20 protein-coding genes and 1 rRNA gene are annotated in these 21,172 nt (G+C 69.6%); 15 read left to right on the plus strand and 6 right to left on the minus strand.

Features of this window, described 5'->3' with window-relative positions:
* From rrf to ACH413_RS46570, 4 genes are all read left to right on the plus strand, one after another.
* Positions 1-93: ribosomal RNA gene (gene rrf, locus ACH413_RS46555) — 5S ribosomal RNA — on the plus strand; the annotation flags it as partial.
* A gap of 215 nt (positions 94-308) precedes the next feature.
* Positions 309-1,118, plus strand: a complete 810-nt coding sequence (locus ACH413_RS46560; RefSeq protein ID WP_360048932.1) for a hypothetical protein — start codon at positions 309-311, stop codon at positions 1,116-1,118.
* Positions 1,119-1,144: 26 nt separating this feature from the next.
* Entirely contained in the window at positions 1,145-2,686 is a 1,542-nt protein-coding gene (locus tag ACH413_RS46565) for a dGTP triphosphohydrolase (protein ID WP_360048933.1), read from the plus strand.
* Positions 2,687-2,846: 160 nt separating this feature from the next.
* Complete coding sequence (locus tag ACH413_RS46570) at positions 2,847-5,633, plus strand: S8 family serine peptidase (protein WP_360048934.1); 2,787 nt, start codon at positions 2,847-2,849, stop codon at positions 5,631-5,633.
* Positions 5,634-5,763: 130 nt separating this feature from the next.
* On the opposite strand, the gene ACH413_RS46575 is transcribed toward ACH413_RS46570, so the two are convergent.
* The gene (locus ACH413_RS46575; RefSeq protein WP_245822512.1) at positions 5,764-6,666 is read right to left on the minus strand and encodes a helix-turn-helix transcriptional regulator; all 903 of its coding nucleotides are present in this window, start codon (positions 6,664-6,666) and stop codon (positions 5,764-5,766) included.
* Between the two features lie 318 nt (positions 6,667-6,984).
* Here ACH413_RS46575 and ACH413_RS46580 point away from each other — a divergent pair, with 318 nt between their 5' ends.
* The 5 genes from ACH413_RS46580 to ACH413_RS46600 are packed head-to-tail and all read left to right on the plus strand — an operon-like array spanning position 6,985 to position 9,552.
* Complete coding sequence (locus ACH413_RS46580) at positions 6,985-7,665, plus strand: acVLRF1 family peptidyl-tRNA hydrolase (RefSeq protein WP_360048935.1); 681 nt, start codon at positions 6,985-6,987, stop codon at positions 7,663-7,665.
* A gap of 31 nt (positions 7,666-7,696) precedes the next feature.
* Complete coding sequence (locus tag ACH413_RS46585) at positions 7,697-8,080, plus strand: hypothetical protein (protein ID WP_360048936.1); 384 nt, start codon at positions 7,697-7,699, stop codon at positions 8,078-8,080.
* A complete protein-coding gene (locus tag ACH413_RS46590; protein ID WP_396426181.1) occupies positions 8,055-8,594 on the plus strand; it encodes a SigE family RNA polymerase sigma factor in 540 nt (179 codons plus the stop codon). The genes ACH413_RS46585 and ACH413_RS46590 overlap by 26 nt, the downstream gene beginning before the upstream one ends.
* Positions 8,594-9,058: a hypothetical protein gene (locus ACH413_RS46595; protein ID WP_360048937.1), complete on the plus strand. Its 465-nt coding sequence runs from the start codon at positions 8,594-8,596 to the stop codon at positions 9,056-9,058. The genes ACH413_RS46590 and ACH413_RS46595 overlap by 1 nt, the downstream gene beginning before the upstream one ends.
* 17 nt (positions 9,059-9,075) lie before the next feature.
* Positions 9,076-9,552 carry a GNAT family N-acetyltransferase gene (locus tag ACH413_RS46600; protein ID WP_360048939.1) on the plus strand — a complete coding sequence of 159 codons (477 nt, stop codon included), beginning with the start codon at positions 9,076-9,078 and terminating at the stop codon, positions 9,550-9,552.
* Here the strand turns inward: ACH413_RS46600 and ACH413_RS46605 are convergent.
* Positions 9,518-10,093, minus strand: coding sequence for an NAD(P)H-binding protein (locus ACH413_RS46605; protein WP_360048941.1), 576 nt, complete (start codon positions 10,091-10,093; stop codon positions 9,518-9,520). The genes ACH413_RS46600 and ACH413_RS46605 overlap by 35 nt on opposite strands.
* On the minus strand, positions 10,090-11,013 hold the full coding sequence (locus tag ACH413_RS46610) for an EamA family transporter (protein ID WP_396426183.1): 924 nt from the start codon (positions 11,011-11,013) through the stop codon (positions 10,090-10,092). Before ACH413_RS46610 ends, ACH413_RS46605 begins: the two co-directional genes overlap by 4 nt.
* A 37-nt stretch (positions 11,014-11,050) precedes the next feature.
* Between ACH413_RS46610 and ACH413_RS46615 the strand changes: the two genes are divergently transcribed.
* A complete protein-coding gene (locus ACH413_RS46615) occupies positions 11,051-11,926 on the plus strand; it encodes a LysR family transcriptional regulator (protein WP_360048944.1) in 876 nt (291 codons plus the stop codon).
* Here ACH413_RS46615 and ACH413_RS46620 read toward each other — a convergent pair.
* A complete protein-coding gene (locus tag ACH413_RS46620) occupies positions 11,923-12,687 on the minus strand; it encodes an SDR family oxidoreductase (protein ID WP_360048945.1) in 765 nt (254 codons plus the stop codon). The genes ACH413_RS46615 and ACH413_RS46620 overlap by 4 nt on opposite strands.
* Before the next feature lie 147 nt (positions 12,688-12,834).
* Between ACH413_RS46620 and ACH413_RS46625 the strand changes: the two genes are divergently transcribed.
* From ACH413_RS46625 to ACH413_RS46640, 4 genes are all read left to right on the plus strand, one after another.
* Positions 12,835-14,463, plus strand: coding sequence for an ABC-F family ATP-binding cassette domain-containing protein (locus ACH413_RS46625; protein ID WP_360048946.1), 1,629 nt, complete (start codon positions 12,835-12,837; stop codon positions 14,461-14,463).
* Positions 14,464-14,637: 174 nt separating this feature from the next.
* On the plus strand, positions 14,638-14,847 hold the full coding sequence (locus ACH413_RS46630; protein WP_030473247.1) for a helix-turn-helix domain-containing protein: 210 nt from the start codon (positions 14,638-14,640) through the stop codon (positions 14,845-14,847).
* Positions 14,848-14,905: 58 nt separating this feature from the next.
* Positions 14,906-15,718, plus strand: a complete 813-nt coding sequence (locus ACH413_RS46635; RefSeq protein WP_360048947.1) for an enoyl-CoA hydratase/isomerase family protein — start codon at positions 14,906-14,908, stop codon at positions 15,716-15,718.
* Between the two features lie 93 nt (positions 15,719-15,811).
* On the plus strand, positions 15,812-17,698 hold the full coding sequence (locus ACH413_RS46640; protein WP_360048949.1) for an ABC transporter ATP-binding protein: 1,887 nt from the start codon (positions 15,812-15,814) through the stop codon (positions 17,696-17,698).
* A gap of 812 nt (positions 17,699-18,510) precedes the next feature.
* Here ACH413_RS46640 and ACH413_RS46645 read toward each other — a convergent pair.
* Positions 18,511-20,067, minus strand: a complete 1,557-nt coding sequence (locus tag ACH413_RS46645; protein WP_360048950.1) for a penicillin-binding transpeptidase domain-containing protein — start codon at positions 20,065-20,067, stop codon at positions 18,511-18,513.
* Between the two features lie 78 nt (positions 20,068-20,145).
* A complete protein-coding gene (locus ACH413_RS46650; RefSeq protein WP_360048951.1) occupies positions 20,146-20,886 on the minus strand; it encodes an SIS domain-containing protein in 741 nt (246 codons plus the stop codon).
* Positions 20,887-20,989: 103 nt separating this feature from the next.
* Here ACH413_RS46650 and ACH413_RS46655 point away from each other — a divergent pair, with 103 nt between their 5' ends.
* The gene (locus ACH413_RS46655; RefSeq protein ID WP_360048952.1) at positions 20,990-21,172 is read left to right on the plus strand and encodes a hypothetical protein; all 183 of its coding nucleotides are present in this window, start codon (positions 20,990-20,992) and stop codon (positions 21,170-21,172) included.

The raw sequence follows: 21,172 nt of genomic DNA on the forward strand, positions 1-21,172 counted from the left end.
ACACCCGGTCCCATTCCGAACCCGGTAGTTAAGCCCTTCTGCGCCGATGGTACTGCACTGGTTACGGTGTGGGAGAGTAGGTCGCCGCCGAACTTCTTTCGAAAAGCCCTTGCGGGTCGAGCGTCACAAGCGCTCCCCGCAGGGGCTTTTTCGTGTCTTGACGTAACGATCGCGCATCTGCGGTCACGCTCGGCGGGCAGGCGGCGATGTGGTCTCCACACGACCCATCGAGGTGCACCATGACCGACAGCCCTTGGAAGAACGAAGCAAAAGCCCTGCTCATACGACTGAGGGCTCGGCTTGGCCTCTTGGCGGCTCTCGACCCTCAGTCGCAGCAGCTCCTGGACGAGGCGGAAGCCGCGCTCGCCGCACAGGTCGGTGGTCTGGTCGCGTGGTGGGACGGCAGGCAGAAGGAAGACGTCTGGCGGTCACTGCACGCCGCGGAAGCGCGCATCACCTCGCTGGGACCGGACCTGGCCGGCAGGCTGCCGGATGTCAGGGCCAGGGTCGGAGCGCACCTCTCGGGCAAGGACGACAGGTACAGGGCGCTGGGCAAGATCGACGCCGCCAACCTGGGGCCCGACGACCGCACCAAGGTGGAGACCGCACTCGAAGCTGCCTTCAAGCTGGGCGATGACGCTTTCAGCACTCTGCGCGGACACCGCAACAGGTTGCTCTACACAGGCGCGATGCTCCTGGTGGGCTTGCTGATGATCGGGCTGGCCGCCTCGATCACGCCGGAGCGGTTGCCGCTCGGCCCAGGTGGGGCCCCGGTTCCCGGTGACTTCTGGTGGGTGGCCCTGCTGGGGTCGTTCGGCGCGATCTTCGCGGCTTCGGTCACCGGTGCCAAGCTCAAGTTGAGCCTGGCCCCCTACGCTTTCGGGGTTCCGCTGTTCGGACTGAAGATCGTGCTCGGTGCGGCGTTCGCGGTCGTGGGTGTCTTGTTGCTGAAGGCCGGTGCGGTCGCGGGACAGAAGGTCGAGAACCAGGTCGCGTTGATCGTGGCGGCGATCGTTTTCGGGTATTCGCAGCAGGTCGGCACGAAGATCCTCGACACCTACTCGAAGAAGCTGGTCGCGGCGGCCAAACCGAGCACCAGCGACGTCGAACCCGGCTGACGGACCCGACCGGCTACCGTTTCCGCATGCACAACGAGCACCGTGCCTCCCGACGCTCAGCAGGCGTGGGCAGGACCGCCGACCTCGCCACGAACCCGTTCCGGGTGGACCGGGACCGAGTAGCGAGCTCCCCGTTCTTCGCGAGGCTCGGCGGAGTCACCCAGGTCGTCAGCTCCACCGGCTCCGGTCTGCTCGTGCACAACCGCCTCACCCACAGCCTCAAGGTCGCCCAGGCGGCGCGCGCCATCGCCGAACGGCTCACCAACCGCCCCGAGTTGACCGCGGTGCTGGAGAAGCTCGGTGGGTGCGACCCCGATGTGGTCGAGGCGGCCGCGCTCGCGCACGATCTGGGGCACCCGCCGTTCGGGCATCTCGGCGAGCAGGTGCTCGACCGGCTGGCACGGCACCGGTTCGGGTTGCCGGACGGGTTCGAGGGCAACGCGCAGTCGTTCCGGATCGTCACGACCACCGACGTGCGGGGGCCCAAGGCGCTCGGGCTCGACCTGACGGTGGCGGTGCGGGCGGCGATGTTGAAGTACCCGTGGACGCGGCACCAGGAGCTCGGTCTGGCGGTGGCGCCCCGTGGTGCCGGCGAGCCGGACGACATGCCGGGCACCGGTAGTTCGAAGTTCTCCGCCTACATCACGGAGATCAACGATCTGCGGCAGGCGCGCGAGCCGTTCGAGGGGCGGGTCGAGTCGTGGCAGCAGACGGTCGAGGCGAGTGTCATGGACACCGCGGACGACATCGCCTACGCGATCCACGACCTCGAGGACTTCCACCGGGTCGGGGTGTTGCAGCACGCGACGGTCGCCGCCGAGCTCGGGACCTGGCAGGCGCAGGCGCTGGACCTCGCCGGGCTCAGTGACGCCGAGCTGTACGCCGAGATTCGGATGCCAGGGCGGTCGCTCGAGACGCTCCGCAGGCGCATGCACCTCAAGGACTCCTGGGTGATGAGCGACGAGGCGTTCGCGCTCGCGGTGCGGAAGGTGAGCAAGGAGCTCGTCGACGGGTTGTTGTCGGTGCCGTTCGACGGGTCGGTCGAGGCCGAGCAGGCGGTTGCCGGGTTCAGTGCGCGGTGGACGCGGCGGCTGGTCGACGCCGTTGGCGTGATCGAGGAGCCGACGCCGCGGTCCGGGCACGTGGTGCTGGCCGTTCAGCAGTGGCACGAGGTTCAGGTGTTGAAGTTCGTGCACCGGCGGTTCGTGTTGCTGCGGCCGGATCTGGCTTTGCACCAACGTGGACAGGCGCGTCTGCTCGGTTCGCTGGTGGACGCTCTGGAGCAGTGGGTGACCGATCGGGCCGAGGCGGATCGGTTGCCGCGCAGGCTGCACGATCTGGTGGAGCTGGCCGAAACGGAGTACGCGGCGCTCGCCCGGACGGAGCCGTCCACATTGGTCGGTACGACCGGGGAGCTTCCGGTTGGTCCTGATGTCGTAAGGGGATTGGCGCGCGGGCGGGCGGTTGTGGACTTCGTGGCGTCGCTCACCGACAACCAGGCCGCCGCACTGCTGGAAGCCCTTTCCGGTCGAACCGGTCAGTTGTGGACTGACGCGTTTGTCCTCTGAGGTTGTTCTGTGAAGTGTGATTGCGTCTGCTAAGTGAGAAGTAGCCCAATCGGATGCTGACTGTGATCACACAAGCACCATACGTTGACGCCTCGACCGGGAATCTCCGGTCGCAGGCCGCGTGCTCGGGGGCACGCCAACGTTCGGGGGAGAAACTCCTGTGCGCCGATCTCGAAGAGGCACGACCTTAGTCACCGCAGGTACCGCAGTTCTTCTGGCCGCACTCACCGCAGTCACGCCGGCGTCCGCTGACCCGGGCAAGGCGTCCAAGACCATCAGCGACCGCACGGCAGCGCAGATCTCCGCGCTGCAGAGCATCAAGAAGTCGCTCACCCCTGCCGAGTCCAAGGTGGACAGCGCACTGGTCGTGGAGGCGCGCAAGCGCGTCTCAGTTGGTACCACGAGCGCCCTTCCTCAGGTGCAGACCGGCGTTGCCGTGACGCCGAAGGCCACCACTCTCGTCGACATCCGTGCCAAGCAGTACTCCGAGGACCTGGTCAACGCTGTCCGCGCCGCGGGCGGACAGATCCGGGCAGTGTCCCCCGAGCACCGCACCGTGCGCGCAGAGGTCCCGGTCGCGAAGATCGCCGAGATCGCCGGTCGTTCCGACGTCGCCCGCGTCGAGCCGGGCAGCGACGCGATGACGCAGGACGTGAAGAACAAGAAGGACACCAAGTCCAAGGCTCCGTCCAAAGAGGACAAGTCGCGCGAGATCGAGCGCCGGCTGTCCGAGAAGCAGCTGTCCGTCCAGGCCGCCAAGGTCGCGGAGAGCGACAAGGCGCACAACGCCGAGGCGGCGCGCGGTTCGTTCCGCGTGACCGGTGTCGGCGTGAAGCTCTGCGCGCTGTCGGACGGTGTGAGCTCGCTGGCCGTCTCGCAGGCCTCCGGTGAACTGCCGGCCGTCGACGTCCTGACGGGGCAGGCGGGTTCCGGTGACGAGGGCACCGCGATGCTCGAGATCCTGCACGACCTCGCGCCCAACGCCGAACTCGGCTTCGCCACGGCGTTCAACGGTGACGCGAGCTTCGCGGACAACATCAAGAAGCTGCGCTTCGACCTCGGCTGCGATGTCATCGTTGACGACGTCATCTACTTCAACGAGTCGCCGTTCCAGGACGGCATCATCGCGCGCGCCGTGGACGCGGTCGTCGCGGACGGCGCGATGTTCTTCTCCAGCGCCGGCAACCAGGGCAACGTCGCGGACGGCACCTCCGGCCACTACGAGGGCCAGTTCGTCGACTCGGGCGTGGGCGTCGGCAAGTTCGCCGGCAGCGCGCACGACTTCAACCCGGACCCCAACGCCAAGCAGCTGTTCGACCCGCTGTCGAACTTCTCCGGCGACACCCCGGTCGTGCTGCACTGGGCCGACCCGCTCGGCCAGTCGGCCAACGACTACGACCTGTACCTGGTCAACGCCCAGGGCAACGTTGTCACCTTCAGCCAGAACAACCAGGACGGCGCGCAGGACCCGTACGAGCGCATCAACACCCCCAGCAGCTCGACGGGCACGCGTCTCGCGGTCGTGAAGTACCGCGGTGAGGACAAGTACTTCGCGCTGTCGCTGTTCGGTGGCCGGTTCGCCGACACCAACGACGGCCTCAAGAAGTACGTCACGCCGGGCACGACCCGCGGCCACTCGGCAGCGAAGGGCGCGATCTCGGTCGCGGCCGCACCTGCCGCCGCCGCGCTGCCGTTCGACCTGGAGCCGGGCGACCCCGCCAACCCGAAGGGCCCGTACCCCAACGCCTTCGACGGCACGCAGAAGCCGGAGCGCTTCACCTCCGACGGCCCGCGCAAGACGTTCTTCGCGCCGGACGGCTCGCCGCTCGCCGAGACCCGGCAGAAGCCGGACATCACCGCGGCCGACGGCGTGACCACGTCGGTGCCGGGCTTCGCGCCGTTCTTCGGCACGTCCGCCTCGGCCCCGAACGCCGCCGCGATCGCCGGTCTGATCCTGTCCGGCAACCCGACGCTGACGCCCGCCGAGGTCAAGGAAGCCCTTGTCACCACGGCGATCGACATCGTCGAGTCCGGTGTGGACAACCGCACCGGCGCCGGCCTCGTGATGGCCGACCGCGCCCTGCAGTACACGGGTGCGTCGCCGCAGGCACTGGCCCGCGCGCAGAAGCCGACGATCGTCAACGACGCCGACGGAAGCGCTTTCCTCAAGCCGGGCACCACGTCCACGGTGACGGTGCCGGTGGCCAACAACGGTGACGGTTCGGCCGCGTCGACCTCGGTCGTGCTGTCGACGACGTCCGCCGGCGTGACCATCGCGCCGCGATCCAAGTACTACGGCAACATCGACCCGGGCCAGACCGTCAGCAACACCTACAAGGTGACCGTGCCGGCCTCCGCCGTGCTCGGTTCGGCGGTCAAGCTCGACGCTCGGGTGACCTACTCGGGCGCGACGTCGCCGACGACCACCTCGTTCACGCTCCGCGTGGGTGAGCCGTCCCGCACGTTCAAGACGTTCGCCTACACCGGCGAGCCGCTGGCCATCCCGGACAACGACCAGACCGGTGTCTCGGTCTCGCTGCCGGTCACGGGTGTCGGCGCGGCGTCGAACCTGAAGTTCTCCGTGGACGGCGCCACGTGCTCCGCCACCGAGGGCTCGACGACGGTCGGCATCGACCACACCTTCGTCGGCGACCTGGTGGGCACGCTCACCTCGCCGTCCGGCAAGTCCGTGACGCTGTTCTCGCGGGCGGGTGGCACCGGCAACAACATCTGCCAGGCCGTGTTCACCGACGACGCCACGCTGCCGTTCTCGGGCGTGACGAGCGGCAACGCGCCGTTCACGGGCTCGTGGAAGGCGGGGGCGCCGCTGTCCTCGCTGACCGCCGACCCCGCCGACGGCACGTGGGTGTTCAAGGTCGCCGACGTGGTGGGCTCCGACCGCGGTTCGATCCGCTCGGTGACCCTCAGCGTCGCCGGCTGGGTGTGATGATCTGAGCTGATGCGACGGAAGGCCCCCGGCACGCGCCGGGGGCCTTTCGCATCCCCGAGAGGGGAACACAGCGAAAGGGGCGCCTCCCAGGCTGGGAAGCGCCCCTCACGCGTCTGTCAGAGCCGAGCTAGCGGTTCGGCCACTCCCACCGGATGCCGAACACACCGGGCCCGAACCCGAGTGCCACGGCGTGCACGCCGCCGCCCGAGTCCAGGGTGAGGTTGCGGCGCCGCGACGGCGTCTCGTCGCCCGCGGGCACGCTGTACTGCTGCACGCGCGACGGCAGGTTCGTCTCGTCGAACCGGACCTCGATCACGTACTCGCGCACCGGCAACCGGAACTTGCGCGCGAACGTGTTGTTGCCCTTGGGGGCGTGGCCCTCGGGGAACACCAGCTGGTATTCCATGATGAGGGTCTCGCCGCGGGTGAGCGGCCGTTCGAACATCATCTCCGCGACCATGATGTTGGCCTCGTGGTCACGGGCGATGCGGCCGAGGTGGCAGTTGCGCACGTTCGTGATCTCGGGGAGCACGTCGCTCTCCTCGGTCTCGAACACGAGCGCCCAACGGTCTGGGCCGTCCTGTTCCGCCCGGAGGATCTGCCGCACCCACACGGATTTCTGCCCGCCGTCGGCAGAGATCTCGATGCGGTCGTGCTGACTGATCCGGCCGAGCTTCAGGTCGGAGGACGTGTCGACCTTCGAGAGCAGGTTCGCGACCCGCTCACGACGCGCCCAGAGGGCGTCGATCGGCATCATCGTCGTCGGGCGGCAACGGCGGCCTCGCGGACGAGGTGGGCCGAGCAGCGCCGACAGACCTGACTGAGGTACTCCCAGAACCGACTCGAGGTGCCGCAGCGCCTCCAGTGATTCAGGGCGTTCAGGCCTTCGTCGTCCTGACTGCCAGTAGCTGAGCGTCGCGACGCTGATGGTGACGCCGCGCAGTGCCAACCGGTGCTGGATGCGGTCGAGGCTGAGCCGGCTCGCCTTGATCGCGGCCCTCAACGCTTCCGGGAACGGTCCCGTCGTCAAGAGCTGCGTAAGGCTGCCGTGGCCCGTTGAGTCCGTTTCTTCAACGGTCAGTGTTGGTCGACCGGCAGCAGTCGTCATGGTGACTCCCCGCTGTCATAAGATCACGCCCCAGTGACCCTACCCGCCCGTGAACATCGCTGGTCGGAGCCGGATGGAGTCAATGGTTAATCCATACGGTTGATGAGTTCACGCTTTCGAGACTCATCTGTCAAGCGTTGCGAACCCATCAGTAACATCTTCGTGCCGTGCACGCGCTGTGTCGAGTCGGCTCTACTGTGTGCACGAAGACCAACTCGCGGTGTGACCAAGGGGTGGGACGTGAGCCGAGTGCGGCCGGTTCCAGGCGGGCGGGCCGTCGAGGTCGAGCCGGAACGGATCGAGGGCTGGATCGCCCGGTTCGCCGACCGGCACGGCGCCGTCGAGATCACCGTGACCGAGTCCGAGGTCGAGATCACAGCGAACGACGGCGCGACGGCCGCGTTCCCGACCCGTGGCGGTACCTCTGTACTAGAGGTGATCGAAAAGTTGACGGAGCCCCGCCGGATCGGCCTCGTCCTCGTGCGGCTCGGCGGCCACAGCATCGGGGTCGCGTTCGGCGGCAAGGTCGAGGTGTCCACCACCGACCGCAAGCAGGTCCACGGCCGCATCAGGGCCGGCGGCTGGTCGCAGCAGCGGTTCGCCCGGCGCCGGGAGGGTCAGGCCAGGGTCGCGCTCCAGGCCGCGGCGGACGACGTCGCCAGGGTGCTCGTCCCGCTCCTGGCCGAACTCGACGGAGTGGTGCTGGGCGGCGACTGGCAGGCGCTCGACGTCCTGCGCAACGACCGCAGGCTCTCGGGCGTCTTCAGCATGGCCGAGGAGCGCGTCCTGGACGTGCCGGAACCTCGGCGCGCGGTCCTGGACGAGGCCGCGCAACGGGCCCGTTGCGTCGAGATCGTGATCCAGGACACACGGGCAACCGGGCGAGAGCCCGGCCGCATGGATACGGGTGAGGGTGCCTGATCCTGGCGCCACTGACCTGCTGGAGCTGCAAGTGCGCAAACGAATGGTGATCGTGGCCGGAGCGGTCGCGCTGGGTGCCATCGGCATCGCGGTGCCCGCTCTCGCGCTGAGCGGCGGCGGCAACGCGCCCCAGCCCACGACCTCGGCTCCGCAGCCGCCTTCCTCCACCAAGACCGAGGCGCCGCCGACCACGGTTCCGCCGACGACCGTGCTGCCGCCGTCCTCGACCGCTCCTACCAAGACGCCGACGACGTGGACCCAGCCGACCCCGACGTCCTCGAAGCACCCGGAGCAGCCGCCCACGACCGCGCCGATCTCGACCTCGCCCGAGGCGACGAAGCCCCCGGTCTCCTCGACCCCGGTCAACACGAAGACCCCGACCTCAGCGCCTGTCGCGACGACGCCGGCCCGGTGAGGAGCCACCGCTGAACTGGGAGGCTGAGTTCACCGACTGCTTCGACCGGTGCGCCGACTCGATGCGCTTCACGGCGTACCTGCTGTGCGGCAACTGGCACGAGGCGGAAGACGTCATGCAGTCGGCGTTCTTGAAGCTGTACCTGGCCGGTCCCAAGCTCGCGGACCGGTCGGGGCTGGAGCCGTACCTGCGTCAGATCGTCGTGCGGACGTTCCTCGCCGAACGCCGCAAGGTGCGCTGGCGCAGGGAGAAGCTGACTGACGCACCCCCGGAGGGCCTGTCTTCCGCCGTCGTGGCGGAAGACAGGCTCGTGGTGTGGCAGGCGCTCACCGCCGTGCCCGCACGGCAACGCGCTGTCCTCGTGCTGCGCTTTTGGCACGATCTGAGCGTCGAGGACACGGCGGCGGCGCTGAAGTGCTCGACGGGCACGGTGAAGTCGCAGAGCAGCAAGGGCCTGGACGCGTTGCGGCGCAGGCTCGGCCCTGAATTCGATCATCTGAGGCTGGAGGTGTGATGGTTCGCGAAGACGATCTGCGGGCGACTTTCTCCGCTCTGCACCAGGAAGAGGCGCCGCCGCGGGCCACCACGGCGGCCGGCCTCATCCAGCGCGGCCAGGCCGTGCGCTCCCGGCGCCGCACCATCGCGGTGGTCGGCAGCGGGCTCGCGACCGTGGGGGTCGTGGCGGTGGCACTCGCCGTGCTGCCCGCCGCGGCCCCCGTGGACCCGGCGACACCAGGGCCGTCCCCGACCACCACCACGACGACCTCGCAGGTCCCGCCGCCGTCCTCGTCACCGGTCTCCGTCGAGCCGCCGGAGACCAAGGCGCCGACCAACACCACCCCGCAGTCGACGAAGATCGAGCAGCCACCGGCGACGCCGCCGTCCTCCGCACCGCCCGGCACGTCGGCGCCCGTCACGAAGCCCCCGACGTCCTCGACGGGGCAACCGGTGTCGACTTCCCCCTCGACCACTCGCTGAGCGGCACACTCCTGGGCATGAGTGCTCAGATCCGCCTGGTCGAGGTCACCGACGCCAACCGCGACGCCGTCATCGCCGTGCGCGTGCACCCCGCGCAAGAGCAGTTCGTCGCGTCCGTCGAGAAGTCCTTCCAGCACGCGAGGGAGAACCCCGAGGCCAAACCGTGGTTCCGCGCGGTCTACGACGGGGACGCGCCCGTCGGGTTCGTCATGCTGAGCTGGAACGTCGTGCCCGGGCCCGGTCTGCGCGGGCCGTACTTCCTGTGGCGGCTGCTCGTGGACGCCGGGCAGCAGGGCCGCGGCTACGGCACCGCGATCCTGAACGAGGTCGTGGCGCTGCTGCGGGAGGCGGGTGCCACCGAGCTGTACACGAGCTGCGTGCCGGGGGAGGGGTCGCCGCAGCCGTTCTACCGCGCGTTCGGGTTCGAGCCCACCGGCGAGGTCGACGACGACGGCGAGCTCATCCTGCTGCTGGACCTCGGCTCGCGACCGTGAACCGGCGGTCCTCGCCAGGGCTCTCCAGTTCGTCGAGCACCGCGACGGCCAGGTCCTCGGCCGAGATCGAGGACGGGCCGGTGAGCAGCACGTCCGTGCCACGCCGGTAGGTGCCGGTGCGCTCGCCCGGTTCGAGCGACGCGGGCGGGCTCAGGTAGACCCAGTCGGCGCGGTGGGCCTCGCACTCGTGCAACTGACGCACGCTCGCCTCGGCGACGGAACGGATGTGCGGCGGCACGTACCGGTCGTCATCGAGCACGAGGCCGGTGCCGTCCGGCGTTCGCAGCGGTGCGGCGCCACCGACGACGATGACCCGCGTACGGGTCGCGAGTGCCGCGTCCACCCCCACCGTCGAGGTGACACCGGTGGTGGCCACCACCGCACCGTCCACTCCGGACAGAACGCTGTCCATCAGCTCGCGGTCGGTGGCGTCACCGCCGGCGCCGCGGGACACCTCCGTCACGTCGTGCCCGCGCCGCACCGCCTCGGCGACGACCCGCGACCCGACCATGCCGGACGCGCCGACGACTGCGATCTTCACTGCAGAACTCCTTTGACGAGAACGGGTGCCGGTCGCTGACTCGCGACGATCGCGGTCAGCGCCAGCGCGAAACCGGTGAGCTGCACCGCGTCGAGCGTCTGGCCGAGCACGACGACGCCGAGCAGCGCGGCGACCATCGGGGACAGTAGGCCGAGCATGGAGACGGACGTGACCGGCAGCGTGCCGATCGCGCGGAACCACAGGACGTAGGCGAGCAGGCCGCCGACGCCGCCGAGCCACAGGTAGCCGGCCAGGGCGGTCAGGCCGATCGCGGGCGGCGGCCCTTCGAACAGGAACGTCACCGGCACCAGGAACAGCCCGCCCGCCGTGAGCTGCCAGCCCGCGAACGCCATCGGCGTCGCCCCGGCGGGCCTGCCCCACTTCTTCGTCAGCGTCACGCCGAGCGCCATCGTCGCGGCGCCGCCCAGTCCGGCCAGCACACCGACCAGGTCGAAGCCCGCCGCCGGTCCGAGCACCACGAGCCCGACGCCGAGCATGCCGATCACGCCCCAGGCGAGCCGCCACGCGGACGCGTTCTCCTTGAGCACCCCGATCGCCAGCAACGCCACCACGAGCGGCTGTGCGGCGCCCAGGGTGGCCGCCACGCCGCCGGGCAGGCGTTCGGCCGCGATGAACAGGAACGGGAAGAACAGGCCGATGTTGAGCACGCCCAGCGCGGCCGCCTTCGCCCACCACGCACCGCGCGGCAGGTTCCTGGTCAGCGCCAGCGCGATCAGTCCGGCGGGGAGCGCGCGGACCAGGCCGGCGAACAGCGGGTGTCCCACCGGCAGCAGTTCGGTCGTGACCACGTAGGTCGAGCCCCAGACCACCGGGGCGAACGCCGCCAGCGCGGTGCGGGAGAGGTCGCTGTTCTTCACGTCGTCCAGTGTTGGCTCGCGCGATCGATGAGTCCAACGCATGCTTTTCATCCGATCCATCGTGATTCAAGATGGATCGGTGGAGCTTCAGCAGATGCGGTACGTGGTGGCGGTCGCCGAGACGGGCAGCTTCACCCAGGCCGCCAGGCAGTGCCACGTCGTGCAGTCGGCGTTGAGCCATCAGATCGCCCGTCTCGAACGGTCGCTGGGCGCGCGGTTGTTCGAGCGGACCAGCCGCAGCGTCCGGCTGACTCCGGCGGGCGCGGCGTTCCTGCCGTCCGCGCGGCAGTGCCTCGACTTCGCCGAACGGGCGGTGTCCGAGGTCGCCGCGGCGGTGGGGGAGGTGCGCGGACGGGTCGTGGTCGGGGTGATCCCGACGGTCGCGGCCGTGGACCTGCCGGCCGCGCTGAAGGTGTTCCGCGAGCGGTATCCGCAGGTGCGGGTCGCGTTGCGGATGCTGTCGAGCCTCGACATGGTCGAGCAGGTGCGGCAGGGCACGCTCGACCTGGCGTTCCTCGGGCTGCCGCTGGGCGTGCGGCCGGACGGCGTGCGGGGCCGTGAGCTGGCGCGCGACGAGCACGTGGCCGTGGTGGCGCCGGAGCATCCGCTGGCCCGGCAGGAGTCGACGAACCTGCGGGCGCTCGCCGAGGAGCTGTTCGCGGACTTCCCGGCGGGATCACCGGGACGCATGCAGTCGGATCAGGCCTTCTCGATCGCGGGACTGCATCGCGAGGTCGCGTTCGAGGTGACCACCGCCGAGTTGATGGCCGGGCTGATCCGGGAGGGGCTCGCGGTCGCCGTGCTGCCGTCGCGGTACACGCCGCAGCTCAGCGGCGTCGCGACGGTGCCGATCGTGGGCGGGCCGTCGCGCGTCGAGCACCTCGTGTGGAGCGCGGCCGGGCTGACACCTGCCACGGCCGCGTTCCTCGACGTGCTGGGTGTGGAGCCGGACTAACCCGCCGTGCCGGTCGAAAGAAGACCGCCGTCCACGCGCACGGTCTCGCCGGTGATCCAGGAAGCCTTGTCGGAGCAGAGGAACGCCACGAGCGAGGCGACGTCCTCCGGCGTGCCGAGGCGCTTCATCGGGTACTGCTGCGAGGCTTCCTCCTCGCGTCCGACGTAGAGGGCCTCCGCGAACTTCGTCTTCACCACGGCGGGCGCGACGGCGTTCACGCGCACCTTCGGGCCGAGCTGCCACGCGAGTTCCTCGGTCAGGCGGATCAGCGCCGCCTTCGACGCGCCGTACGCGCCGATCACGCCCGTGGACCGGATTCCGCCGATCGAGGCGACGTTCACGACCGCGCCGCCGTGCTCGCTCATCCACGCTTTCCACGCGAGCTGGATGAAACCGAGCGTGGCCACCACGTTGACGTCGAAGATCTTCCGGACGGCGTTCAGGTCGGCGTCCATCAGGAACCCGTATTGGGGATTGATGCCGGTGTTGTTGACGAGCACGTCGAGGCTGCCGAACTCCTCGACCGTGCGCGTGACGACCTCTTCGCGGGACGCGTCGTCGCCGGCGTTGCCCTGGATCGTGAGGACCTTGCCGCCGGTGTCGGCCTCCAGCCGCTTCGCCGCCTCGGTCAGCTGGTCGGCCTTGCGGCCCGTGATCGTGACGGAGGCGCCGCGGGAGAGGAGCTCGCGTGCGATGCCGTAACCGATGCCGCGCGACGCGCCGGTGACCAGGGCCGCCTTGCCCGAGAAGTCTTCGCTCATAGCCGCAATCTATGCGCCTGGCCACAGGTGGGAAATTCGATGGTCGTGATCCCGTAGAATGGGGTGCGTGATCCTCCTCGAGTAGGCCGAACCGGACGTGCCATCCCTTGTCATGCCCGGAGTTGTTGTTACTGCTCGGAGTTTCTCTTGATCACCGCAACTGACATGGAGTTGCGCGCGGGCTCACGCATTCTGGTGAGCGGCGCCAACCTGCGCGTTCAGCCCGGCGACCGCATCGGCCTCGTGGGCCGCAACGGTGCCGGCAAGACCACCTCCCTGCGCGTTCTCGCCGGTGAGGGCCAGCCCTACGGCGGCGCCATCACCCGCAAGGGCGAGCTCGGCTACCTGCCGCAGGACCCGCGTGAGGGCGACCTGTCGGTCATCGCCAAGGACCGGGTGCTGTCCGCGCGCGGCCTCGACCAGCTCCTCCGCGACATGGAGAAGGCCCAGTCGAAGATGGCCGAGCTGGTCGACGCGAAAGAGCTCGACGTCGCCGTCACCAAGTACGGCAAGCTCGAAGAGCGCTTCTCCTCGCTCGGTGGCTACGCCGCCGAGTCCGAGGCCGCCCGCATCTGCTCGAACCTCGGCCTGCCGGACCGCGTTCTGGCGCAGCCGCTGAGCACGCTGTCCGGTGGTCAGCGCCGCCGCGTCGAGCTGGCCCGCATCCTGTTCGCCGCGTCGGAGGCGGGCATCGGTGCCAAGTCGAGCACGATCCTGCTGATCGACGAGCCCACCAACCACCTCGACGCCGACTCGATCACGTGGCTGCGCGGCTTCCTCAAGTCGCACGACGGCGGTCTCGTCGTGATCTCCCACGACGTCGAGCTGCTCGACGACGTCGTGAACAAGGTGTGGTTCCTCGACGCGATGCGCGGCGAGGTCGACATCTACAACCTCGGCTGGAAGAAGTACCTCGAAGCCCGTGCGACGGACGAGAAGCGTCGCCGTCGTGAGCGCGCCAACGCCGAGAAGAAGGCCGGCGCGCTGATGACGCAGGCCGCCAAGATGGGTGCGAAGGCCACGAAGGCCGTTGCGGCGCAGAACATGGCGAAGCGCGCCCAGAAGCTGCTCGACGGTCTCGACGACGTGCGCCAGAGCGACAAGGTCGCGAGGATCACCTTCCCGGCGCCGGCCCCGTGCGGCAAGACCCCTTTGATGGCAGAGGGTCTGAGCAAGTCCTACGGCTCGCTGGAGATCTTCACCGGCGTGGACCTGGCGATCGACAAGGGTTCCCGCGTCGTCGTGCTCGGCTTCAACGGTGCCGGCAAGACGACGCTGCTGCGGTTGCTGGGTGGCAGCGAGAAGGCGGACGCGGGTGGTGTCGTTCCCGGTCACGGCCTGAAGATCGGCTACTTCGCGCAGGAGCACGAGACGCTCGACCACAACGCCTCGGTGTGGGAGAACATCCGCCACATGGCGCCGGACGAGCAGGAGCAGCGGCTGCGGTCGTTGCTCGGCACGTTCCTGTTCAGCGGCGAGCAGCTCGACCAGCCCGCCGGCACGTTGTCCGGTGGCGAGAAGACGCGACTGGCACTGGCCGGGCTGGTGTCGTCGGCGGCGAACGTGCTGCTGCTCGACGAGCCCACCAACAACCTCGACCCGGCCTCGCGCGAGCAGGTTCTCGACGCGTTGCGGCGCTACGAGGGCGCGGTCGTCCTGGTGACGCACGACCCCGGCGCGGTCGAGGCACTGGAGCCGGAAAGGGTCATCCTGCTGCCCGACGGCACCGAGGACCACTGGTCCGAGGACTACCTGGACCTCGTGCAGCTGGCGTGATCTCCACGCGTCAAAGGACTACCGAACGCGTTCTGTGATCAACTCAGTGTGATCGAATCGACCGTTCGGCGATCTCTTTGCTTGATCACCTGGCGTTCTGCCGGTTCCTGTTCGATCATTGCGACGACAGGGGCCGTAGAACGGCCCACCTGCTCGTACGGAAGGCGGGACAAGGTGGCTGACCTGAAGAAGGGTGCCCGGATCACCGGCGCCACACGGGACAAGCTGGCCGCTGACCTGAAGAAGAAGTACGAAAAGGGCGCGAGCATCCGGGCTTTGGCCGAGAGCACCGGGCGTTCCTACGGCTTCGTGCACCGGGTTCTGTCGGAATCCGGGGTCACGCTGCGCGGTCGCGGTGGCGCCACCCGGACGAAGAAGAAGTAGCCCCGACTCAGACTGCTACTCTCCGGTAACTAGCTTCTAGTTCGCCGGAGGTAACGACATGCCAGTGCCCTCAATCGACGCTGGCCTGCTCGAGCGCGGTGGTGTGCGGCTTGCTATCTCCGGGCCGCGCGCGACCATCACGCTCGATCGTCCCGACGTGCTCAACGCGCAGACGCCGGCTACCTGGCAGGCGTTGCGGCACATCGGCGAACAGCTGGACCCGGACGTCCGCGTCGTGGTCGTCCGGGGTTCCGGCCGCGCCTTCTCGGCGGGGCTGGACCGGCGCATGTTCACCGGTGAGCCCGTCGACGGCGAGCCCGGTGGTCTTGGCGCGATCCTGGCGCTGTCTCCCGAAGAGGCGGACGCCCGCATCGCGTCGTACCAGGCCGGGTTCGCCTGGCTGCGCGATCCGGCACGCGTGACGATCGCCGCGGTGCAAGGGCATGCCATCGGCGCCGGTTTCCAGTTGGCGCTGGCGTGCGACTTCCGCGTGCTCGCCGAGGACGCGCAGTTCTGCATGGCCGAAACCGGGCTGGGTCTGGTGCCCGATCTCGGCGGCACGCTGCCGTTGGTGCGACTCGTGGGGTACTCGCGCGCGGCCGAGATGTGCGTGACCTCCCGCCGGGTGTCGGCGGAGGAGTCGCTGCGGATCGGCCTCGCGAACTCCGTCGTGCCCGCGGACGGGTTGGACGGCGCCGTCGACGAGCTGGTGGCCGCCGTGCTGAAACCGCTGGCCGGTGCGGTCACGGAGACGTTGGCGCTGATCGCGTCGGCGGCTTCCGGCGTGGACGCGGAGTCGCAGCTCGCGGTGGAGCGCGCCGCCCAGCTGCGCCGGCTGCAGTCCTTCGCGGCCCTTTCCGCTCAAAGCTGAATGTTTCCGCGTTCCTAGTCGCGCGCGACGGAATTGTCAGACCGCTGTGCTGTTCTAGTCAGCGTGGACGGATACAGCTCTTGGCGATTCATGATGGGGGCGACCTCCGAAGCGCCCTCCAAGGTGCGCCGGGGGACGTTCCGGCGCGTACTGGCCTTCGCCCAGCCCCATCGGGCGAAGCTGGTGGTGTTCCTGCTGCTGACGGTGGTCTCGTCGGTGCTCGCGGTGTCGACACCACTGCTGGCCGGCCGGGTGGTCGACGCGATCGTCGGCGGTTCCGCGCCGTCCGTGGTCGTGTGGCTGGCCGTGGCGATCGCGCTGATCGCTGTGGTGGACGCCGGTCTGGGCGTGGTCGAGCGCTGGCAGTCGACGCGCATCGGTGAAGGTCTGATCTACGACCTGCGTCGTGCCGTGTTCGGTCATGTGCAGAAGATGCCCGTCGCGTTCTTCACGCGCACACGCACGGGTGCGCTCGTCTCGCGCCTGAACAACGACGTGATCGGTGCCCAGCGCGCGTTCACCTCGACGCTGTCCGGGTTCGTCACGAACATCATCCAGCTGGTGCTGTCGCTGGGTGTCATGTTCACGCTGTCGTGGCAGGTCACGGCGCTGGCCCTGGTGTTGTTGCCGGTCTTCGTGCTGCCCGCCAAGCGGATGGGCCGCCGGATGGCGGACATGCAGCGCGAGGCGTCCACCCTGAACGCCTCGATGGTCACGCAGTCGACCGAGCGCTTCTCCGCCCCCGGCGCGACGCTGGTGAAGCTCTTCGGCCGCCCCGACCGCGAGGAGCAGGAGTTCAGCGAGAAGGCCGCGCAGGTCCGCGACATCGGCATCCGGACCGCGATGGCCACCCGCTGGTTCATGACCGGCCTGACCCTGGTGTCGGCGCTCGCGCAGGCGCTGGTCTACGGCCTGGGCGGTTACCTGGCGCTGACCGGGCACCTGGCGGCAGGCGCCGTCGTGTCGCTCGCCCTGCTGCTGACCCGCCTGTACGCCCCGCTGACCGCGCTGGCGAACGCCCGCGTGGACCTGATGACCGCGCTGGTGTCGTTCGAGCGCGTCTTCGAGGTGCTGGACCTGGACCCGATGATCAAGGAGCGCCCGGACGCCCGTTCGGTGCCCGACGGCCCCGTGTCGGTCGAGTTCTCCGACGTGCGCTTCGCCTACCCGTCCGCGGAGAAGGTGTCGCTGGCGTCGCTCGAGTCCGTGGCCACTTTGGACACTCGCGGCGGCGAGGAAGTGTTGCACGGCCTCAGCTTCAAGGCAGAGGCGGGCCAACTCGTTGCTCTGGTCGGCTCGTCCGGCGCCGGCAAGTCCACGCTGGCCTCGCTGGTGCCGCGCCTGTACGACGTCGACTCCGGCGCCGTGCGTCTGTCCGGTGTGGACGTTCGCGATCTGACCTTCGACGCACTGCGTTCGTCCGTCGGCGTCGTGACGCAGGACGGCCACCTGTTCCACGACACGATCAGGGCGAACCTGGAGTACGCGTCCCCCGGCGCCTCCGACGACGACCTGTGGGACTCGCTGCGCCGGGCCCGCCTGCTGGACCTGGTGACGTCACTGCCGGACCAGCTCGACACGGTGGTCGGCGAACGCGGCTACCGCCTGTCCGGCGGCGAGCGCCAACGCCTCACGATCGCCCGGCTCCTGCTGGCGAAGCCCCGCGTGGTGATCCTGGACGAGGCCACCGCTCACCTGGACTCGGAGTCCGAGGCCGCCGTGCAGGAAGCCCTCACCGAGGCACTGCAGGGCCGGACCTCCCTGGTCATCGCACACCGCCTCTCCACGATCCGCGCGGCTGACCAGATCCTGGTGCTGGAACACGGCGACATCGTCGAACGAGGCACGCACACCGAACTGATGACCGCCGAGGGCCGCTACGCGGACCTCTACAACACCCAGTTCGCCGAGCCGCCTGTGGTCGGCGTCCTGCCGACCCCGAAGTTCAGCGAGCGCCTCGGAGCCGCGCAGACGAACTGACCCCGCGGCCGGGTGATCGGCCGATGTCCCGGGGACTCCGCTCCGGTTTGGTGAGAACCACCAAGGCGGAAGGGATCGGGTTGAGCAACTCCGGGGTCGAGCCCGACGTGGGGGACGCGGCGGGCGACTCCGAAGCGGGACGGCGGTCGGTGAACGCCGATGTGGGGACGCGGCGGGCTGCTCTGATGCGCGCGAGGCGGGGCGGGCGGCTGTGGGCGCGAGCGGTCAGGCCAGCGAACGGTGGGCGCTGGGGCGGAGGGTTCCGGGGACCGGGCAGCCGGGTCTGCATTGGGGCGAACGTGGCGGCAGGGGATGCCGTGGCAGACGGCCGCGGGATCGGTCAGCCCAGCCGACGCGAGTTGGTCGCGGAAGTGGGGGACGTTGTCGCGGGTGGCTTCGGACACGAGCAGCGTGGTCCGCGTGAGTTGGTCGCGGGGGCGGAATCCGTTGCCGCAGGCGGGGTTCCAGCGGTCCGCGCGTCAGCAGGCAGGCGTTGCTCGCTCAAGGACACTCCGCGGGACAAGCTCGTGCGTGCGGTCCGGGCGACCGCGCGGTACTCGCCCCGGCCGCGGCGGCGTTGCTGATGAAGCGGACGCCGCCGCGGTGCTCAGGCCGCGCGAGCTGGAGGTGCTGCGGTTCGTCGCCGGTGGGGCGACGAACCGAGAGATGGCGCAAGGACCTCAACCACCGAGGCCACCGTCAAGCCACACCTGCTCAACCTCTACGCAAAGCTGGAGGCGAGCGATCAAGCCGCCGCAGTCACCGAGGCGTTCCACCGCGGCCTGATCGTGCCGCGCGAGCAGCGGAGACCGTCACCTGAGGAACGCCGCCGTCGCGTCCAGGGCGCTGGCCGACGAGCCGGCGTTCTCCACGACCACCGCGAACGCCACGTTGTTCTGGTAGCCGACGAACCAGCCGTGCGCGGTGCCGCCGCCCGCCTCCGCCGTGCCGGTTTTGCCGGCCAGGCCGGGGATTCCGGCCAGTTGCTTGGCGGTGCCGGACGTGACCACCTCGCGCATCATCGCGCGCAGCGGCTGCAGGACGCCGGCGGGTGGCGCCGCGGCCACGTCGTTCGGCTCGGAGGGCTTGCCACGCATGAGGGTGGGTGCCGGGGTCTTGCCCGAGACGACGGTGGCGGCCACCAGTGCCATGCCGAACGGGCTGGCGATCACGTTGCCCTGGCCGAAGCTGTTCTCCACCTGCTGGTCGCCGGTGGCCGGCGGGACCTTGCCGGTGTTCGTCTCGGCGCCGGGGATGTTCCAGTCGGCGCCCAGACCGAAGCGCTTCGCCATGGCGGGCAGGGCGTTCGCGTCCAGCTTGGAACCCAGGTCGCCGAAGGTCGTGTTGCAGGACAGGGCGAACGCGGTGTGGAACGGCACGCTGTCGTGGCCGAAGCCCGCGTTGGTGATCGTGCGGGTGCCGATGGTGGCCTTGGCCGGACAGGGGACCGCGGTGCCGGACTGGACCAGTCCCGCGTTCATGGCCGCAGCGGCGGTCACGATCTTCATCGTCGAGCCGGGGGCGTAGCGGCCCACGAACGGGTTGGTGCCTGCGAGCGCCTTGTTCTGCGCCACCGCCAGGATCTCGCTGGTGGAGGCCTCGATCGCGACGATCGCCGCGCCCTGCGGGAGAGCGTCGACGGCCGCCTGGGCCGCTGCCTGGCGGGCCGGGTCGATGGTGACCGTGATCTTCTCGCCCCCTTCCGCCTTCTTGCCGTCCAGCGCGGTGAAGGCGCCGCCCGCGGTGATGCCCACCTCCCAGCCGTCGGTGCCCTTCACGTCACCGGCGGTGGCGGTGATCGTCTTGTAGAGGCCGTCCGGGATCGAGCCCTGGACCAGCGGCTTGCCGTCGCGGCCCAGCAGCGCGCCGTCCGCGAGCGCCTTGCGGTAGGTCAGCGAGGCGCCCTCGGTGAGCTGCGGGTGGATGAGCGACGGGGTCCAGTGGACCTTCCAGGCGCGGTCCGCGCGTGTCATGGAGATCTTGACGTCGTACTTCAGCGTGGCGGCGCTCGGCATCGTCCAGGTGACGGCGGCGGTGAGCTCGGCGGTGGTGGCGTCGGCCGGCGGCGGTTCGGACGTCGCCAGGCTGGCCTGGAACGCGGAGGTGCCCATGCCGGCCTTGCTGGCTTCCAGCGCCGTGGTCGCCGCGGCCGGTGCGTCGGTGTAGACGCCGGCGCTGGCGGGACCGGAGAACGCCCTGGTCAGGAACGATTGAGCCACCTGCGACGGTGTCTCCGCGGACTTGGCCGGTTCGTCGGCGACCACCACCGTCCTGCTGCCCGACCAGAGCAACGCGCCCGCCACGCCGACTACGGCCGTCGTGGCGAGCGCGCCGCTGATCAGGACCCATCTACGAGTTTTCGGCTCCACTGTTGAAGACCCCCCAGGTCAGTAGTTCCCCGGTGGGAGGGTAACGGTGGGCCGCTGAGAGAACCTGAGGATTTCTACCTATCCGAGCTGCGGGATGCGGGTCTGGTAGTGGCGCAGCAGGTCCGCGTTGGCCGCGTCGCCGCCCTCCACGTTCGCGCTGCGCCACAGCGGGAGCTGCACGCCGGACTCGGCCGCCTTGTCGAGCAGCCGGACCATCAGCAGGTTCCACAGGAACGTGGTGGCCAGCGTCGAGATCGCCGCGGTGACCGGTGCCTGTTCCGGGTAGGTCGAGTCGCCGGGCGGGACGAGGTTGTCGAGGACGACGGTCGCCACCTCGGCCAGCGTGACGCCGGCGCGGCGCGGGGCCAGGGCGCTCGACGCCACCGACGTCACGGCGACCACCGGGCAGCCCTTGCTCGCGGCCTCCTGGGCCAGTTCGACCGGGTAGTAGTTCACGCCGGAGGTCGAGAAGACGAACAGGACGTCGTGCAGGGCCAGGCCCGACTCACGCAGGACCTCGCCCGCGAGGCCGGAGCGGCGTTCGGCCGAGGTGCTGCTGATCGCGCCGTGCATCGGGAGCAGTTCGGGGTGGTAGACCGGCCGGACGCAGGCCAGCCCACCTGCCCGGTAGAAGGTCTCGGCGACGGCCGCCAGTGAGTGTCCCGCGCCTGCGGTGAGGAGGATTCCGTCGGCCTGGACGGCGGCCAGCACGAGCTCGGCCACGTCGTCGAGCGCGGCCGCGTTGTGCTGCTCGACGCGCGTCAGATGCGTGCGCACGAGATTGCCGTAGTCGGAGCCGGTCACGGTGTCGGTCGTCATGCCGGTCAGTACTACCGGATTGCTGATGACCTCACCAGTAACCCGGGCAGCACAAACCTCGATACGCGCGATGAAGGGTGTGGCGGCACTCGGCGGACAGGGGGTGGGTCGGATCACGCGGTACTTCTACTTCTGGGTGGTGCTGGTGGCCGTCTTCACGGCCGCGGCGGCCACGAACATCGCGCTGGCGATCACCTACTCCGAGCTGTGGCCGGTGTGGGTGGCGCTGGCGCTGCTCGTCGTGGCCGTGGGTTGTGCGAGGGCGGCGGTGCGGGCAAGGCCCTAG

This window comes from Lentzea sp. NPDC020367 (genome assembly GCF_044387305.1).
Taxonomy (GTDB): domain Bacteria; phylum Actinomycetota; class Actinomycetes; order Mycobacteriales; family Pseudonocardiaceae; genus Lentzea.